This is a genomic window from Haloferax profundi, assembly GCF_001469865.1.
GTDB classification, from domain to species: Archaea; Halobacteriota; Halobacteria; order Halobacteriales; family Haloferacaceae; genus Haloferax; species Haloferax profundi.
In genome coordinates, this window is sequence record NZ_LOPV01000097.1 from 34057 (window position 1) to 50544 (window position 16488).

Below are 16488 nucleotides of genomic sequence, written 5' to 3' on the forward strand. Positions count from 1 at the left end.
CCTACTCGTCGATGTCGAGTTGGAACTGTTCGTTCTCCGTGACGGCGTTGAGCACGACGGACGTGTTCGACTCGCGGATGTCGACGTCGGTGAGCAACTTCTTGATTTGCGTGTTCATGCCGTCTGTGTCGCGGAACTTGCCGATGGCGATGATGTCGTAGTCGCCGGTCACCTCGTAGACCGAAATCATCTGCTTCTCCGTGCGGAGTCGCTCTGTCACGTCGACGAGCGCCGACCCCTCGACTTTCAGTTGGATGATGGCGGTGACGTCGTAGCCGAGCGCGTCGTAGTTCACGCGCGGGGTGTACCCCTCGATGACGCCTTCGTCTTCGAGGTCCCGGAGGTGATTCGAGACAGTCGTCACCGACACGTCGAGTTCTTCGGCGAGGCTTCGCAGACTCGCCCGACCATCGCCGAGGAGTGCGTTGATGAGCTTCGCATCGAGGTTTTCGTACGTCATTACATTGAAAGTCCGTCCGGGGGCATTAGAATTTTACGAATATCCAATTCTGTGGCGACACTCGGGGAATTGCATTAAGCGGAAAGGTCTTTATAGTTCGCGTGTTCGAACCGTATGTCCAGGAAAATGACGGAAGAAAACGTACGAACCGATGGTGGTCTGAGCGCGGAAGCACAGGCAGTCATCGACGAAATCGAAGAGAAGAATGTCGACTTCCTGCGCCTCCAGTTCACCGACATTCTCGGTACCGTAAAGAACGTCTCCGTCCCGGCCTCGCAGGCCGAAAAGGCGTTCACAGAGGGAATTTATTTCGACGGTTCGTCTATCGACGGCTTCGTCCGCATTCAGGAGTCGGACATGCGCCTCGAACCCGACCCGTCTACGTTCGCTATCCTCCCATGGCGGCAGAAAGAAAACAGCGCGGCGGCCCGCCTCATCTGTGACGTGTTCAACACGTCCACAGGCGAACCGTTCGAGGGTGACCCGCGCGGTGTCCTGAAGCGCGCTATCGACCGTGCAGACGAGATGGGCTACGACATCAACGCGGCCCCCGAACCGGAGTTCTTCCTGTTCGAAGAAGACGAGAACGGTCGCGCGACGACCGTCACGAACGACGCCGGTGGCTACTTCGACCTCGCCCCGAAGGACCTCGCGTCCGACGTGCGCCGTGATATCATCTACGGCCTCGAGAGCATGGGCTTCGACATCGAAGCGTCGCACCACGAAGTCGCCGAAGGCCAACACGAGATTAACTTCACGTACGACGACGCCCTCTCGACGGCCGACAACGTCGCGACTTTCCGGTCCGTCGTCCGCGCCATCGCGGCCGAACACGACCTGCACGCGACGTTCATGCCCAAGCCCATCGCCCGCATCAACGGGTCCGGCATGCACACGCACATCTCGCTGTTCCAGGACGGCGAGAACGCGTTCCACGACGAGGACGACGAGTTCAACCTGAGCGAGACTGCCAAGCAGTTCACCGCAGGTATCCTCGACCACGCGCCCGCAGTGACGGCCGTCGCCGACCCGACGGTGAACTCCTACAAGCGCCTCGTCCCCGGGTACGAAGCACCGGTCTACATCGCGTGGTCCGACCGCAACCGCTCGGCGCTCATCCGCAAGCCGGCCGCCCGCACGCCGGCCGCGTCGCGTATCGAGGCTCGCTTCCCCGACCCGTCCTGTAACCCGTACCTCGCTCTCGCAGCACTCATTCACGCCGGTCTCGACGGCATCGAGCGCGGCCTCGAGTGCCCCGACCCGGTCCGCGAGAACATCTACGACTTCGACGAAGCGAAGCGCGAAGAGTACGGTATCGAGACGCTCCCGAAGGACCTCGGCGCTGCTGTCGACGCCCTCGAAGAAGACGAAGTCATCCAGGAAGCCCTCGGTGACCACGTCTACGAGAAGTTCGTCGAAGCCAAGCGCTCCGAGTTCCAGGACTACCTCGTCTCGGTCTCCGAGTGGGAACTCGACCGCTACCTCGAGACGTTCTAACCGCGACGGACCCGCAACAGTCGCTTATTTTTCGTAGCTCACAACCGAGAGCGGCAGGGCTGGGCTTATGCCCGACCGGAGAGAGGATGAGACGATGACCATCTTCGCGGACCTCGCCTTCGTCGTGTTCGGCGTGGTGCTGTTCGTCTTCGCGGAGGACATGCTGTTCGCGCGCCGATTCGGTCCGATTACCGACGGTGCTCGGTCGTCCGAGACGGGAGGGTACGCCTTCCGCTTTCTCGGACTCGTCTTCGTGGCAGTCGGTGTAGCGAAGCTTCTCGGATTCTGAAGCGGTGCAGGGAACGGAGAGAGAGCGGGGAGCCGAAAAGAACGCGAGAGTGTGGGTCGTTCCAGCGTCAGTCCGCACGCTGCGCGACGGTGTCGCCGGCGAACCGCATCTGCAACTGCGGCGCGACGAGGATGAACGCGACGACAGCGCCAGTCGCGAGCACCACGACCGGAATCGGCGCGTCCAGCGCGTCGGCCGCGACCCAGAGACCGCCCGCCCCGAAGAACGAGACGAGTGCGACCGGTGGTGACAGCGTCGGGAGCGACTCGTGGTCACTGAGACGCGACCATCCAAAGAAGCCACCGAGCGACCCACCGAGAGCGGCAGCAGCGTTTTCACCGTGGTGCGGGACACCCGTCACGAAGACCACGGCGAGCGCCAGTGAAGCGAGGACAGCAGCGAGCGCAAACAGGCGTCGCGGGTCGAGGTGGCCGGGGGCGTCGTCCGCGGCGGCGACAGTGAAGACTGCTTTCAGGAACACGAGGCCGAGGAGGACGCCGACGACGACGTCAACGCCGTAGTGGACGCCGATGACGACGCGGGAAAGCGAGACAGTTCCGACGATTGCCGCGGCAGCGAGGATACGCCGGCGGCGGTCCCACACGTCGAGGACGACGGCCGCAGCGCCGTAGACGACTGTCGTCCCGAGGGCGTGACCGCTCGGGAACCCGAATCCGTCGTCCGTCGTGAACGAGACGAACAGGTCAGAAAGCGGACTTGGCCACGCAGGGGCGGCGGCGATTGCCGCCGTCGGTGGCCGGGGGAGCGCGAATCCGACTTTCAGTGCGGTGACGAGTGCGAGCGACCCGAGTGCGAGACCGACGAACGACGCCGCTGTCCGGCGCGGGCGGTCGGAGATGCGCGGCCAGCACACCCAGTACAGCGAGGTGAACGCGACGAAGAAGAACCACTGGTCGCCGAGTTGGGTGACGAGGCCGAACAGGAAGACGATAACGTCCGGAAGGTCCGTCAGCACCGTCTCGCCGACACCGCGAGTCTGGAGGAAGAACATGGTTAGCTCCGACGTTCACGGACCGCGTCCACGGCGCGTCCGGGGACACCGAGTACGTTCAGGCCGATGCCGAAGATGACGAACAGGACGTAGAGCCCCAGCGTCGACAGGAAGATGATGAGCATCGCGATGACCGCGATGAGGTCAGACTGGAGATAGTAGAACGCGCCGAGGGTGAGGACGACGCCGTAGAGGAGGACGAGATACGGTCCCCAACCACGGGCTTTCCCGCGGCGCACTCGACGGCGGACGTACCGCTTCAACTCTTCTTCGAGTTTCGGCTTCTCGACAGTCCGTTCGGTTACGTCGGCCTCGAACGCGTCGAGGTCCGCACGGAGTTCTTCGACCTGCGATTCCAACTCCTCGATATCGGGAGCGCCACGCGGAGAGACGGACGCACCGGCAGGTTCGTCGTCACCGGCGTCGTCGCCCGTCCGCGGACCATCTGTGTCACCTCGGTCGTCGCTCATATCCGTATGAGCATCATGTCGGCCTCCCGTATGTTGTACCTGCCGGTCCACCGCGCCCAGTCCCCCCGACCTGTCGCCCGGTTCCGAGGGGCCATCGCCGCCGACGACACCCGCGAGGACGGCGTTGATCACCGCACCAGAGAGGAGTGTGAGTCCGGAGAAGTAGAACCACGTCACGAGGAGTAAAATCGACCCCAGCGCACCCGCGACGGACGCACCGGCGACCTGTGCGTAGAAACCGAACCCGACGCCCAGCAGCGTCCACGCGATGGCCGCAAATATCGTCCCCGGGACGACCTGTCGTGGCGTGAGGCCGGCGTCCGGAAAGACGTAGTAGAGCGGAAAGAACGCCATACAGAGTGTGAGTAAGAGGAGAAGCGGCGAGAAGAACTCGACGAATGGGACGTTGAGGATGCCGAGGACGAGGGTGAGGACGGCGACGCCGATGGTCCCGACACCGATGCTGACGAGTGCGACGATGCCATCACGCATTTGGTCGAGGATGCCGCCTGCTTCCGAGCCATAGATTCTCGAAAAGGCGATGTCGAGGCCGCGGAAGAGTTTCAACGCACCCCACGTGGTGAGACCGAGACTCACCAGACCGACACTCCCCTGTCCAGTCTGGTCCGAGAGTGCCTCTTGAACGAGGTTCTGCCCCGTCGGAACGAGGTACTGCTCGACGAGTGCGGTGAGCTGCATCTCGAGTTCTTCGCCGCCGACAGCAGTGGCGACGAGGACGCCGAGGACGAGAAGTGGAATGAGCGAGACGAGCGTGTAGTAGGAGATACTCGCCGCGAGGAAGGATATCTCCTTCTCGCGAATCGTGTCGACGACTGTCCGTGCGACGGGGACGAGGTTTCGAATCTGTGCGCTCACGTATCACGTCAACGACACGGAAGGAAAAGAAACTATCTCGAATCCGGATACGAAGGCTCTGCGCCCTTACGCTTCGGGGTCGAGGTGCGCAGTCGCCTCGCGAATCTCTGCGACAGTCGCGTCCGTCTTGAACGCAGTCCCGTGGTAGTGTGCCGGTGTCGCGTCGAATCCCGCGTCGCGGACGGCGTCGAGGAACACCTCCATCTTCGAGGCGGACCGGCCCCAGAGTTTGCAGAGACGATGCTGGTCGAAGTGCGTCGGCGTGTCGAGTTCGACGGCGAGGGTTTCGAGCATGCCTCGGGCGCGTTTCGCGGTGCCGAAGTCGTCTGTCACTTCGTCGCGGACGGATTCGACGAAGTCAGCGTCGGAGATGGGGCCGAGCCAAATCGGTCCGGCTTCGAGAATTCGTGTCGACCCGCAGTTGGAACACGCCTCTGGCGGGTGGGCGACGAGCGAATACTCGGCCTCGCGGTGGAGACAGTCCTCACAGTGGTAGACGAACCCGGTCGATTCGAGGAGTTCGTCGGCTTTCGTCGCCCGGTCGTCGAGTTCGAGGTAGGTTCGCGCGTAGTGGCGCGTCGCGTGCGAGAGAATCGGAACCGCGGCCTTGTCGTAGCGGGCGGCGGTTCGGACCATCGCGCCGACGAGGACGCGAAGTCCCATCTCGGGGTGGTAGTCGGTGTTCTGCGGGACGCACCCGTACTTTCGAATCCCGCTTTTCTGGTGAGCACCACAGAGGGGCGCGGTGTCGGTGGCGGTGACGCAGACGAGGTCACGCGTGTTGGCGAACGCCGGGTCGGCGAAGGGGATGGGCGTCCCGAACGGGTCGAGGTCGACCACGTCGAAGACGGAGTCGTACATGAGTGCGTTCGCGTTCCGGTGGACTGCTTCGCCGCCGGTCCCGGCGTTGTCGAGGTTCGATTGGGCGAGTTCGACGGCGTCGACGTCGAGGTCGGCGCAGGTCACGTCGTAGCCTTCGGCGGCGGCGCGGACGCCACGGATGCCAGAAGCGGCCATGGCGTCGAGGTACGATTCGGCGCGGGGTTCGCGTTCGCGGAAGGCCCGGAGGACGGCCACCGTGACGTCTCGGTTCAACTCCTGTGTGGGGTTGTAGAAGACGTCGTCGCCGGTCCCTTCGGACGCCCCGTCGCGGGCATCGGGCACCTCGATGTCGACGCCTCCCTCGCTCACGTGCATACCTCGCGTTCGCCCGCGCGGGGGGAAACCGGTTGCGATGCGATGCGATACGACGCGGCGTGGTGCGATACGAAGACGACGAGTCGACACCGCACCGAATGCGTTTTGTCCGGCACCCGCGAACGCGACGACGTGGACACGGTCGACGACTGGCGAGAAGCACTCTCCGAGGCGGGCCGCCTCTCGCCGCCAATCGTGCAGGCCATCGTCGATGCCCACGGTGACCGGGGCATCAAGGCCATCGAGGCCGTCTCTGAGCGACGGGTGAAGCGCTACCGCGACTTCGACGTGGTCGTCGGCTACGACGACGAGTACGTGGTCGAAGGCCGCGGGTGCACCTGTAAGGACTCGATGTACAACCTCGACCCCGACGAGGGCGAACGCTGTTGGCACGTCATCGCCGTCGACGTGGCCGAGGGTCTGGACGAACTCGATTACCACGACATGTGGTACTCGGACGTTCGAGAGTTTTTGTGAGTGCGGACGGAACCGGGTCTGCTGAGACGCGTATTCGATGCTCGATAGTCGCGGCTGTGTTGAGTAGCGTGTGCGCAATCGGCGCGTGATTCTCACGACGTACCTGCCGTCCTGACAAAGCCAACGGCGAACTAAATGATAACTAGTCAACAATACTAATACGACGTACGTGGAACTGCCAATGCCGGGGTGCCTCTGACAGAAAACGCCGGCGCCACCGCCGGACCGAGATGCCCGCTCGGTCGTGGCGATTTGGTGGTGGGGGGAACTGCCCCATCCCTTTTGTACAGATTCTCACCAAGAATCACGAGTTCGAAGACCGAGTGTCGAAAAAGAACAGTGAGTCTCCGAGGCGACGCTGTCACCGGCCCCTGAGAACGACCACAACGTTTTCCGAACCTCATCTCGAACCCCGGAGCAACTGATGGCTGATTTCGACCTCTCCATCGACGAAAAACGGGTGTACGCGGACAAGTCGGGCAAGCAGACGGTGTACGTCGCAGCGGAGATGGGCGTCGTGAGCGTGGACGTCTCCGACGACTTGGTCGGCGGGTTCCGCATCGACCACCGCTGTGAACCCCGAGACGTGGCCGGGTCGCCGGGCGAAGTCGCCGTCGCAACCGCCGACGACGTGCTGTTGGTTCAAGACGACGAGTACCACGAACTCGACTTCGGTCCCGCGACGACGGTCGGATTCCACCAGAACCGCGTGGTCGCCGCCGCGGAGTCGGGCCGGGTCGCGTACTTCGACGAAGACGGGTGGACGGACCTCGGGACTGTGGACGACGTTCGCGCCCTCGACGGGAGTCTCGTCGCCGCCGCGGACGGCGTCTACCGTATCGGCGACGACGGTCTGACCCACGTCGGCCTCGACGACGCACACGACGTGTCCGACCCGGCGGGTCGCCTCGGCGGTGCCGAAGGAACGCCACTCGCCGCGACCGAATCGGGACTCTACACCCTTGGAAACGGCTGGATGGACACGTTGGAAGGGAAGACAACCGTCGTCGCGTCGATGCCCGATGGCCGCGCCCACGCCGTCGGTCCAGATGGTGTCGTCTCGCTCGAAGACGGTGAGTGGGTCGCCGACCCGATTCCGATGGACGAAACGGTCGTCGGTCTCGCCCACGACGCGCGAGCGACCTACGCCGTGACCGATGCTGGGACGCTCTGCGTGCAGATGACTGGAAGCGATTGGCGAACACAGGTGCTCGGCCTCGATGCCCTCGGTGTCGCGGTGCGCTGAGCCGCGACGAGAACGAGTTCTGCTGACACGAATAGAATCAGATAGGTTTCCGCGAGCGTGCTGAATACAGCGCGCGAATCGGTCAGAACCAACTCATTCTGTCCGTGTCTTCTTTTCAATGGCAACAAGTGACTCATCAAGTGCATCGAGTACGTCGCGATTGCTCGGCTCATCGCCCCAAGCGTAGCGGTACGTCGTGGTACGTAGGTCGATTCTTGCACCAACGACCAGTGATGGGTCTGGTTCGTTGTCGCCGTATTCCTCATTCTTGGACACATCCCTGCTCTCTGTTCGCTTTCTGTGTTGCTCGTTAAAGAGGGCGACATGGCACCAATTACCAGATAAATGATAATTAACCGGTGATATGTTCGATATATCGAATGTCAGTCAGATTCTAACTAAGTCAATCTATCCGATATGTATCTACTATATGTACATACCATTAGTAGATAACCAACCCCGTTCGGGAGGCTGGGAGCTAAAGCCCACAAATAACGGAGTAAAACGTCCTCATCAGGGGAAGTTCGAAGTTGCATGCCAACTAGATGCGCTCCTGAAGAGAGGGTCGGGGAGCTCTATCTTTCAGATAAATCGATACCCATGAGCGTGTCGAGTAAAGCGTCGGAATTGGAGGACGCCGACTCGACGGAAGTGACCCAAGACTTGGCGTTCGAAGTGTTGAGTTGTCGCCGACGGCGGGACGCGTTGCACTATTTGCTCCAACAAGAGCGAACAGTCGAACTCCGAGAGCTCGCGACGAACTTGGCCGCGTGGGAGAACGACGTTCCGGTCGAGGCGGTCACGTACAAACAACGGATGCGTGTCTACACGGCGTTGCGGCAGTCCCACCTACCGAAGATGGACGATAATGGTATCGTCGAGTTTGACGTGGACCGAGGGACTGCAACACTGACAGACGATGCTTCAGAATTACAGGTATACCTGGACATCGTCCCACACAACGAGATTCGGTGGAGCAAGTACTACGTCGGTCTCGGGGTACTCTGTGCAGCGTTCATCGTCGGTGCTGTTGTAGGAGTGCCTCCGTTCGCACAGATTCCTGGTATGGGGTGGGCAAGTCTCGTCACGACGCTCTTTCTGGTATCTGCAGTGGCCCACAGCTATCACGACATGAACAATCGTCTCGGGAGCGATGGGAAGCACCCCGCCTAAAGGGTTGTACCAGTGATGAATCTCAAATCGACCGCGCACGCGGTTGGCCTGGTCGTCCTCGTCGTGACAGCCGTACTAATGACGGTCATCGCGGCACCACAACTGGTCGGAGCAGACCACACCTACACGGTGGTCTCCGGAAGCATGGAACCGACGATTCACGTCGGCGACATCGTGTTCGTAACCGACACACCGGCATCGACTATCGAGAAAGGAGACATCATCACCTTTGACAGAGACCGCAGTGACGATATCCGAACCACCCACCGGGTCGTGGACGTCGTCGAGAGAGACGACGGATTGTTCTTCAGAACCAAAGGCGACGCCAACGAGGACCCCGACACAGCCCTCGTTCCAGCGAGCGCCCTCGTTGGGGTGGTATCCGTTTCGGTTCCGTATGTCGGATACGTGCTTGTGTTCGGGGCGACCGATGTCGGCATCGTTGCCTTCGTCGTCATTCCGGCAGTCTTGCTCGTGCTCTCGGAGGCGTGGAATCTACTTCAGGTGGACCGCACAGAGAGAGGGGCTCTCGACTCCTTGGATTCCAGCGGTAGTCGGCCGAGTAGCGAGTCATCGGCGAACGAAGGAGGTGGGGCCAGATGAAACGAACAGCACACTCGGTAGGCTTTACCCTCCTCACGATAGCGCTCGCCGGTCTCGTCACCCTCGCAATCGTCACCACGGCGCCGACGCTGGCAGGGTTCACCGATAGAGAGGGGTTAATTTCGTCGTTTCACGCGGGCGACGACTTCGCTTACGAAGTGAACGACATCACCGTCGAACCCGCCCCGATTGCGGAGGACTATGAAGGGGATGTTGTCATCACGATGGCACTCCCGAACGCTGAGAACGTCACACAGTCGGAGATTCGTATCTCCTTGGCGAACGACGTAGTCTCCGTGGCTGATAGCCGAGTCGAATGTGACGACGTCTGTCGAGTTTCGGTCTCTTCGGAGATGCTCTTAGACCGGACCAAAGAGACTGGAACGTACGACCTCGTCGTGAATGGAGAATGGCAAGGTGGACAGACGTTCGTCGCTCAGACGGAACTTACGGTCGAACCCGAGTCCGGTAGCCTGAGCATCGAGTCGGCCGAAACCGAAACGACGTCGTCGACGACTACGACAAACGAGACGACTACGACGACTACGACAAACGAGACGACTACGGCGGATGGGACGGATACGTCCACCCCGACCGAAACCGAGACGACTGAGTCGTCGACGCCAACCGCATCGCCCACTCCTACTCCAACCCCCACCCCGACGCCAACCACGTCGCCCACTCCTACTCCAACCCCCACCCCGACACCAACCACGTCACACACTCCTACACCAACCCCCACCCCGACGCCAACCGCATCGCCCACTCCTACTCCAACCCCCACCTCGACGCCAACCACGTCGCCCACGCCGACACCCGAACCGACGACCGATTCGGACGACACAGATAGTTCGTAGCGTTTTCAGCGACGCGACCACCGTCCATTCTTCGAACTGACCGACCTGTACAGCCGAACGAAAGTCACGCCGGTCATAATTTCGACTGTTGGGCTGTCGCCGCGTGTACTGGCTGACACACACTTCAGCCAACTATAACTGTACAAAGGCCAACTGCTTTAGGATATTTTGAATCGATTTAAGAATAGGGCGACCACAGAAAGTGTGGAACGATGCAGCCCCGACACTGGTCGACAATCGCCGCGGTACTACTGGTCCTACTCGCCGGTTGTACCACGTTCGTGAGCGAACCGACCTCAACGCCCTCACCGACGCCGTCACAGACACCGACTCCGACTCAGACTCCGATTGCGACGTCGGACCCGACTCCGACTCACGAGTCGACCCCTGAACCGACTACGACGTCCGAACCGACTGCGACGCCCGAACCGACCGAGACGTCGACGGATTCCGTACTGAGCGACCCGGACGACCCCGGAGAGACGAGTTACACGACGAACGACGAGACGGTGACCTCTTCGGCGGTCGAACGGCTCATCCACCAGCGAGTGAACGAGATTCGTGTCGAGAACGGACTGTCCGAACTAGCGTACGACGAAACTATGGCGTCAGTCTCGCGGGCGCATAGCGAGGATATGGTCGACCGCGACTACTTTAGCCACACCAACCCCGACGGCGAGCAGCCCTGGGACCGATACCATGACGTCACCGACGAGACGTGCCGGGCCTCCGGCGAGAACATCGCCCAGAACTGGGCCGGCTACGGTGCGAGTACGAGCGAGGACGTCGCGAACGCTATCGTCGACATGTGGATGGGCTCGACGGGACACCGACAGAACATCCTCTCGTCGTCCTACAGCGAGGAGGGACTTGGCGTGTACATCACCGCGGACGGCGCGGTGTACGCCACGCAGAACTTCTGCCGCTGACCCCGCTCAGGGCGGCCGTCGGAGGGAGAACCGTCTCCACCCTTCCGGACTCAGTCGCCGAGTCCCATCACTCACTGCTCGGAGGGTTCGGTCTCCCGCGGTGGGTCCGGACCCTCAGCCGGTGAGTCACCTGACTCCCCCGTCCCGCGGACCATCATTCCGAGGTTCCACAGTTCGTTCAGGACGAGCAGGCCGAACGGGACCACGACGAGGGCGATGAAGCCTGTTCCGGACTGGGCGAACTGAACGACGTGCCCGACCTGTGGGATGACGAACGAGACGCGACCGATGAGGGCGGACTGTGGGACTGGTTGGGCATCGACCTCTTCGAGGGCGTCACCTTTCGTCCTGTACGCGAGGCCGTCGTCGGTCTGCATGACCTCTACCACCCGGTGGGTGGTGACGCTCTCGTCGTCGCTCGGGGAGTCTCGGTAGCTCTCGTAGACGATGATGTCGCCCTCTTCGATGGACGTCGGTTGAGCGTCTTCGACGAGGATGGCGTCGTTCGCGTGTATTGTTGGGCTCATGCTGGAGGAGACGACGATGTAGCTCGTGTCCGCGCCAGTGGTTTGTGGCACCGCGAAGGCGAGGAACGGAGCTACGGCCGCGACGACGAGCAGAATCACGACGGCTTTCGTAACCTTGCTCTCTCGGAGTGCGGTGAGTCGGTGGCTGAGTGTCATTGGTGGGTGTGGAGTATCGAAAAATGTGGGTTAGTTTCGGACGTTGAGGGGGAGGGGGTGTCCGGTCAGTTCGTGACCGGGTGGTCGTCTGGTCAGCTTAGCTGTTGTTCGGGAACGAGGCTTCGCCGTTCACCTTGTCGCCTTCGTCCTGTATGAGTTCGAAGCCGACTTTCGCGATGGTCTTGTCGGACATCGCGATGTTGGCGTCCTGGTAGTACCACTTGTTGCCATCGATCATCGTGTAGGCGTTGTCCTCGTCGAAGCTCCCGAAGACGCAGAAGAGGCACTTCTCGTCGGGGTCCATTTGCTCGTCCTTGAAGTCGATTGTCACCTTCTTTCCTTCGAGGTCGTTCAACTTGCCTTTGAAGTACGTGAACGGATTCGAAATCGTCTCCGTGTGTGGGTCGGAGTCGGTCGTCTGAATGACCTCGCCAACCGTCCCGTCGTCGAAGTTGACCGGTCGGCACTGCCACGTGCCGTTAACCATGCACCAGATGAACCCACAGACGTTGAGGAACTTCGAGAGCTCACCTTTTCCGTCCGAGTAGTCCTTGAGGTACCGGTATTCTTTTTCATTTTGATCGCTGGTCTTCCACCGCCAGAGTTTGGACTCTTCCATCTCGTAGCTGGTGTTCTCCAGGTCCTCGACGTCCTTGAGTTTCACCGAGAGCTTGTCACCGGGGACGGTTCCCACGTTGGTGAGGTACTCGCAGTGCTTGAACCAGTCGCGGTTCTTCAGGTTCCTGAACTTCACCTTAACCGGGCCGTTCCTCGCAGAGCCGACCTCGTACCCATTGTCAGTGTGGTAGATTTCCTGGAACCGGAGGTCGAGGCGGCCAGCTTCGGCCTCGAAGATCTTCTTTTCTCTGTCCGTGAATCGTGCCCACGCGCTCGCACCGGTCGCGCTAGCGACGCCGATGGTGCCGAGGCTGAGCAGTGCTTTGCGCCGCGTCAACTCGAATTTGTCGTCTGCCATTGTTCTCACCTGCTGCACATCCGGTCGTTCGAGAGTCGTCAACGGCCCCGACCGCTCGTCGGGACCGCCCGAACACCGGGAGTGCGCATTCACAACCACGACTCATACCATAGTATATATACACTCGTTGACAGGTTCATATACGGACCCTCGCAGTTCCCGAACGAGTGCAAGCCAACGCGTATTGGGATACGAGACATTGCGTATCGGGATGCTAGGCAGCGTGTATGCCTGGCGACCGAACCATCTATGAGTGCTTAGCAGTGCTTAGGAGCCGCCTATGTCGCCGGTGGTCAGAATCTCCGGGGTGACGTCGGGCAGCGGGGGTCAGCCATGGTGCCGTCACCTACCGACTACTCGTCGGGGGCCCGTAGAGGGCGTACAGAATGTGTTTACAAGCGGCGTTGTCTCTCCGAGCACAGCGTTAACCAGCACGACACGCAAAATATCAGAAGGTGTACATTGACTGGCTACGAGCCGAAAGGGCTCTCGAAAGAGCGCGCCAGAGAAGTCGCCGACCAGTCAATCGCCGACAAAGAGATGGCACTGGACACACTCGCCCGTGAGGAATTGACCGAACGAGATGCCTCCCGTTCTACAGATAATCAAGGCAGAGTGCCTCGGGGCTCGACCCCGAAGATGAATGCCGATCACGCCCAACATATTAATTCGAATGGCTCTGGTGAATCGCCATACATCGGTTGATTTGGCTATATTGCGGCACCCTTGATGTTATGAACGACACATTTCAAGACGAGTTCACGAAAGTCACGGTACCATGTCCGCGCACGCATGGCGACGCCGGGGTACGCTGACACACGCCCTAGCCGAACACAACGAAAAGCGGTTTTACCCCTCACGAGAGACGAACGGGTATGCTCGTACCCGGCGCATCTTCACAGGCACTCACGGCCGCACTCGCTTCGGAACTCGGCGAGTCGATTGCGGCCGTCGAGTACGACCGCTTCCCGGACGGGGAGACACTCGCGGCGGTCCCCGGTTTCGACGCCGACACCGCGACCATCGTCGCCAGCACCGTCAGCAACGACGCCTACATCGAACTCCTGCAACTCCAAGACGCCGTCCGCGAGGCCGGTGCCAAGGAGGTCACGACGGTCATCCCGTACATGGGCTACGCCCGTCAGGACAAGGCGTTCGAAGTCGGCCACCCCATCTCGGCCCGCGCCGTCGCCCGCGCCGTGAGTACGACTACCGACCGCGTCGTCCTCGTCAATCCTCACGAGGACGCTGTCGCCGACTTCTTCGACGTTCCCGTGGACATCGTCGACGCTGCCGGCCAACTGGCCGAACCGCTCTCCGACCTCCACGACCCCCTCTTCCTCTCACCGGACGACGGGGCTATCGACATCGCCGAAACCGTCCGTGACGCCTACGGCGACGGCGAGACGGACTACTTCGAGAAGGTTCGCCTCTCCGGAACCGAAGTCGAGATTACGCCGAGTGAGACCGACTTCGAGGGACGCGACGTGGTCATCACCGACGACATCATCGCCACCGGGTCGACGATGAGCGAGGCCGTCGCCGTTCTCGCCGACGGCGGAGCGAAGCGCGTCTTCTGTGCCACCGTCCATCCACTCCTCGCGCGGAACGCCCGGACCAAACTCTGCCGCGCCGGTATCGAACGCGTCATCGGCACCGACACCATCGAGTGCGAGGTCAGCGACGTGTCTGTCGCGTCGGTCGTCGCCGACGTTCTCGAACGCTAGCAGACCACACACTCTCTCGCAACGATTTTCTCCTCTCCCCTATCTCGAAGTGCTATGGGACGTTACGGAAACCTCGATTACCCATTCCTGGCGAAGACTGGACTCGGCCTCGGCCTCGCACTCTTCCTGTTCGGCGCTATCGGCGCGAAAGTCGCACTGGCGGTGGGCGGTGGGCAGATTCCAGGATGGGAGCGAACGCTGTTCTTCGACGCCGAGTGGATTGGCATCGCCCTCATCCTCTTTTCGCCCATCGTCTTCGGTATCGTCCTCCCACTGACGGAATGACATCCACCCCAGAATCAAAACTGGGGCTTCCTCTACTGGATAGTAGCGGCTACTAGTCCACAGAGGTAACTTTCGGGTTCGTATGTACCACGTTGGGACGGTGAGAGCATGGTGACTCTGACCAGTTGTGGTCGTCCCACTTGAGGCATACAGGCCGTGCCATCGGCCTTACTTCGGTCGTCTGCTGTCTAAGAAACGTCTCCGACGCCACAAGATCTGCGTGTCCTTCGAAACCACAGCCGCATGTGAGAGTGTCTTGATGACGCGTTGTGTTCGTCGTGGATCCACATTTCGGACAGGTCTGCGATGTCCATGCTTCAGAGCGAATTTCAACGTCTATACCAAACTCCTCAGAGGTGTATTGGAGACGGTTAACGAACCGCCGGAACGCCCAGAAGTTGTGTGTCTTCTCGTTTGCACGCACCGACCAGTGAGTGTCCAAGACACCCGTCAAGTCGCCCGCATATATCGTTGTAACACCCTCGTGGAATAGGCGCTTGATGAGACTGCGTACAAGTGCATCCTGTGCGTGATTACGACGACGTGTTCGCCGTCGGTACAGACGTTTTATTCGCTTGGTCGTCCTGCGCTGGTTTTCAAGTTTGGACTGAAGATGTGCAATCTCGCGTGTCGTTTCACGGAACCGCTTGAATAGATCACGTCCTTCGTAGAGATACTGTTGACCGGTCGTTGTCGTACATGCGACAAGGTTGTTCGCACCGATATCCAGAGCGGCAATTTCATCTGCCAGTGGATGTGCCAGCCGAGAATTGTCGATAGTGACTGGCTGAAAGGCCCTGAACTGTTTCGAGTCCTCATCGTAGAACAACTCCAACCGACCTTGTTTTTCGTACTCTTTCCAATTTGGGTTGCCCCGGACTTCGAGACGAAACCGTTCGTTGTATTCAATCCCGTACTCTTGTTTCAGATCCTGTCCAACAAGAATGTCGAGTCGAGAGTATTCACCCCACTCAATGGAATAGGACGTATTTCGAATGTACGTCCGAAGGTCCCGTCCATCAGAAGCGTTACCCCAGAAGCCTGGTTTTCCATTGGCTTCGCCCTTCTTTTTGAGTGCAAAGAAAGACCGCCATGCTTCACGGTTTTTGCGTTCGATTTGCTGAACAGTGGCTGCGCCAAGCGTTCCACCGTATCGCCCACGGTACTCGCTGATATCCCAAACATCGCCGTCTGAGCCAGCGAAATTTTTGTGTCGCTCGTAGTTAATCTCGTTCCAAAGAGCTGCTGAGGCATCCAACAACCTACGAAGTAACTCCTCGTCCGCGTCGGACTTTGGGATTACCTCGAAGGTGTTGGTTCGCTTCATCCGTATTTTGGAATACTTGTTCCAATATTAAATAGATATCGAAAGCGGAGTTCCAAAAGTTAAGCAACGAGGATATGATAAAGAGATCAAATGGATAGTTCCGAGGGCGCAGGACGGCCGAGGAAGGTGACAAAAAAAGATGTGTACGAAGCGTTTAACCGCGTACCTGGCCCTGCAGCGACTGGTTCAGAACTTGCACGTGAACTGGGCGTATCGAAGCAAACAGTTCTCCGTCGACTCCACGACCTTCACGAACAAGGGTGCGTAGAGAGCAAGGATTGCGGTGTGAAAATTTGGTGGCGTGATGATACACCTGAGTAGTGCTTGCAGAGCTTACGCCTATCCTCAGAACAGAGCCAACCTAAAGTAATAACCCACATTGTGTATTTCTTTCTTGAGTACGT

17 protein-coding genes and 2 pseudogenes are annotated in these 16488 nt (G+C 60.1%); 10 read left to right on the top strand and 9 right to left on the bottom strand.

Translation table 11 applies throughout. The features are described from left to right. Position 1: 1 nt before the first annotated feature. Positions 2–469, bottom strand: a pseudogene (lrp, locus tag AUR66_RS05055) (HTH-type transcriptional regulator Lrp); the annotation flags it as partial. A 117-nt stretch (positions 470–586) separates the two neighbouring features. Between lrp and glnA the strand changes: the two are divergent. Next, the gene (gene glnA / locus AUR66_RS05060) at positions 587–1957 is read left to right on the top strand and encodes a type I glutamate--ammonia ligase (RefSeq protein ID WP_058571404.1); all 1371 of its coding nucleotides are present in this window, start codon (positions 587–589) and stop codon (positions 1955–1957) included. 67 nt (positions 1958–2024) lie between these two features. Next, a complete protein-coding gene (locus tag AUR66_RS05065; protein WP_058571405.1) occupies positions 2025–2246 on the top strand; it encodes a hypothetical protein in 222 nt (73 codons plus the stop codon). A gap of 67 nt (positions 2247–2313) precedes the next feature. Here the strand turns inward: AUR66_RS05065 and AUR66_RS05070 are convergent, their stop codons facing one another. From AUR66_RS05070 to AUR66_RS05080, 3 genes are all read right to left on the bottom strand, one after another. Then, positions 2314–3258 carry a phosphatase PAP2 family protein gene (locus tag AUR66_RS05070; RefSeq protein WP_058571406.1) on the bottom strand — a complete coding sequence of 315 codons (945 nt, stop codon included), beginning with the start codon at positions 3256–3258 and terminating at the stop codon, positions 2314–2316. Positions 3259–3260: 2 nt separating this feature from the next. Then, positions 3261–4604, bottom strand: coding sequence for a YihY/virulence factor BrkB family protein (locus AUR66_RS05075; RefSeq protein WP_058571407.1), 1344 nt, complete (start codon positions 4602–4604; stop codon positions 3261–3263). Positions 4605–4670: 66 nt separating this feature from the next. Further along, positions 4671–5801 carry a tRNA (guanine(26)-N(2))-dimethyltransferase gene (locus AUR66_RS05080; RefSeq protein ID WP_058571408.1) on the bottom strand — a complete coding sequence of 377 codons (1131 nt, stop codon included), beginning with the start codon at positions 5799–5801 and terminating at the stop codon, positions 4671–4673. A gap of 132 nt (positions 5802–5933) precedes the next feature. On the opposite strand from AUR66_RS05080, the gene AUR66_RS05085 reads away from it, so the two are divergent. The 4 genes from AUR66_RS05085 (at position 5934) to AUR66_RS05100 (ending at position 9300) form a co-directional block, all read left to right on the top strand. Beyond that, positions 5934–6278, top strand: a complete 345-nt coding sequence (locus AUR66_RS05085; protein ID WP_058571432.1) for a hypothetical protein — start codon at positions 5934–5936, stop codon at positions 6276–6278. Positions 6279–6702: 424 nt separating this feature from the next. Next, positions 6703–7524: an HVO_0234 family beta-propeller protein gene (locus tag AUR66_RS05090; protein ID WP_058571409.1), complete on the top strand. Its 822-nt coding sequence runs from the start codon at positions 6703–6705 to the stop codon at positions 7522–7524. A 600-nt stretch (positions 7525–8124) separates the two neighbouring features. Further along, on the top strand, positions 8125–8697 hold the full coding sequence (locus AUR66_RS05095; RefSeq protein WP_058571410.1) for a DUF7344 domain-containing protein: 573 nt from the start codon (positions 8125–8127) through the stop codon (positions 8695–8697). Between the two features lie 15 nt (positions 8698–8712). Continuing rightward, entirely contained in the window at positions 8713–9300 is a 588-nt protein-coding gene (locus tag AUR66_RS05100) for a signal peptidase I (RefSeq protein ID WP_082682130.1), read from the top strand. A 436-nt stretch (positions 9301–9736) separates the two neighbouring features. Here AUR66_RS05100 and AUR66_RS21120 read toward each other — a convergent pair whose 3' ends face one another. After that, positions 9737–10108, bottom strand: coding sequence for a hypothetical protein (locus AUR66_RS21120; protein ID WP_157532998.1), 372 nt, complete (start codon positions 10106–10108; stop codon positions 9737–9739). Between the two features lie 261 nt (positions 10109–10369). Between AUR66_RS21120 and AUR66_RS05110 the strand changes: the two genes are divergently transcribed. After that, complete coding sequence (locus AUR66_RS05110) at positions 10370–11086, top strand: CAP domain-containing protein (protein ID WP_082682131.1); 717 nt, start codon at positions 10370–10372, stop codon at positions 11084–11086. A 71-nt stretch (positions 11087–11157) separates the two neighbouring features. Here AUR66_RS05110 and AUR66_RS05115 read toward each other — a convergent pair whose 3' ends face one another. From AUR66_RS05115 to AUR66_RS21125, 3 genes and pseudogenes are all read right to left on the bottom strand, one after another. Beyond that, on the bottom strand, positions 11158–11769 hold the full coding sequence (locus AUR66_RS05115) for a signal peptidase I (protein ID WP_058571413.1): 612 nt from the start codon (positions 11767–11769) through the stop codon (positions 11158–11160). A 97-nt stretch (positions 11770–11866) separates the two neighbouring features. Next, positions 11867–12745, bottom strand: coding sequence for a hypothetical protein (locus AUR66_RS05120; RefSeq protein WP_058571414.1), 879 nt, complete (start codon positions 12743–12745; stop codon positions 11867–11869). A 710-nt stretch (positions 12746–13455) separates the two neighbouring features. Further along, positions 13456–13548, bottom strand: a pseudogene (locus AUR66_RS21125) (IS5/IS1182 family transposase); the annotation flags it as partial. A 72-nt stretch (positions 13549–13620) separates the two neighbouring features. On the opposite strand from AUR66_RS21125, the gene AUR66_RS05125 reads away from it, so the two are divergent. Both AUR66_RS05125 and AUR66_RS05130 read left to right on the top strand, forming a co-directional pair. Next, positions 13621–14472 carry a ribose-phosphate diphosphokinase gene (locus tag AUR66_RS05125; RefSeq protein ID WP_058571415.1) on the top strand — a complete coding sequence of 284 codons (852 nt, stop codon included), beginning with the start codon at positions 13621–13623 and terminating at the stop codon, positions 14470–14472. Between the two features lie 54 nt (positions 14473–14526). After that, positions 14527–14757 carry a DUF7860 family protein gene (locus AUR66_RS05130; RefSeq protein WP_058571416.1) on the top strand — a complete coding sequence of 77 codons (231 nt, stop codon included), beginning with the start codon at positions 14527–14529 and terminating at the stop codon, positions 14755–14757. A 52-nt stretch (positions 14758–14809) separates the two neighbouring features. Here the strand turns inward: AUR66_RS05130 and AUR66_RS05135 are convergent, their stop codons facing one another. Further along, a complete protein-coding gene (locus AUR66_RS05135) occupies positions 14810–16084 on the bottom strand; it encodes an IS200/IS605 family transposase (protein ID WP_058571417.1) in 1275 nt (424 codons plus the stop codon). 90 nt (positions 16085–16174) lie between these two features. Here AUR66_RS05135 and AUR66_RS23235 point away from each other — a divergent pair, with 90 nt between their 5' ends. Next, the gene (locus tag AUR66_RS23235; protein WP_082682133.1) at positions 16175–16405 is read left to right on the top strand and encodes a MarR family transcriptional regulator; all 231 of its coding nucleotides are present in this window, start codon (positions 16175–16177) and stop codon (positions 16403–16405) included. The last annotated feature ends 83 nt before the right edge of the window (positions 16406–16488 follow it).

Coding starts and splice junctions, on each gene's coding strand:
- glnA (WP_058571404.1), top strand. CDS start 587: ATGACGGAAGAAAACGTACGAACCGATGGTGGTCTGAGCGCGGAAGCA.
- AUR66_RS05065 (WP_058571405.1), top strand. CDS start 2,025: ATGCCCGACCGGAGAGAGGATGAGACGATGACCATCTTCGCGGACCTC.
- AUR66_RS05070 (WP_058571406.1), bottom strand. CDS start 3,258: ATGTTCTTCCTCCAGACTCGCGGTGTCGGCGAGACGGTGCTGACGGAC.
- AUR66_RS05080 (WP_058571408.1), bottom strand. CDS start 5,801: ATGCACGTGAGCGAGGGAGGCGTCGACATCGAGGTGCCCGATGCCCGC.
- AUR66_RS05090 (WP_058571409.1), top strand. CDS start 6,703: ATGGCTGATTTCGACCTCTCCATCGACGAAAAACGGGTGTACGCGGAC.
- AUR66_RS05095 (WP_058571410.1), top strand. CDS start 8,125: ATGAGCGTGTCGAGTAAAGCGTCGGAATTGGAGGACGCCGACTCGACG.
- AUR66_RS05100 (WP_082682130.1), top strand. CDS start 8,713: ATGAATCTCAAATCGACCGCGCACGCGGTTGGCCTGGTCGTCCTCGTC.
- AUR66_RS05110 (WP_082682131.1), top strand. CDS start 10,370: ATGCAGCCCCGACACTGGTCGACAATCGCCGCGGTACTACTGGTCCTA.
- AUR66_RS05115 (WP_058571413.1), bottom strand. CDS start 11,769: ATGACACTCAGCCACCGACTCACCGCACTCCGAGAGAGCAAGGTTACG.
- AUR66_RS05120 (WP_058571414.1), bottom strand. CDS start 12,745: ATGGCAGACGACAAATTCGAGTTGACGCGGCGCAAAGCACTGCTCAGC.
- AUR66_RS05125 (WP_058571415.1), top strand. CDS start 13,621: ATGCTCGTACCCGGCGCATCTTCACAGGCACTCACGGCCGCACTCGCT.
- AUR66_RS05130 (WP_058571416.1), top strand. CDS start 14,527: ATGGGACGTTACGGAAACCTCGATTACCCATTCCTGGCGAAGACTGGA.
- AUR66_RS05135 (WP_058571417.1), bottom strand. CDS start 16,084: ATGAAGCGAACCAACACCTTCGAGGTAATCCCAAAGTCCGACGCGGAC.
- AUR66_RS23235 (WP_082682133.1), top strand. CDS start 16,175: ATGGATAGTTCCGAGGGCGCAGGACGGCCGAGGAAGGTGACAAAAAAA.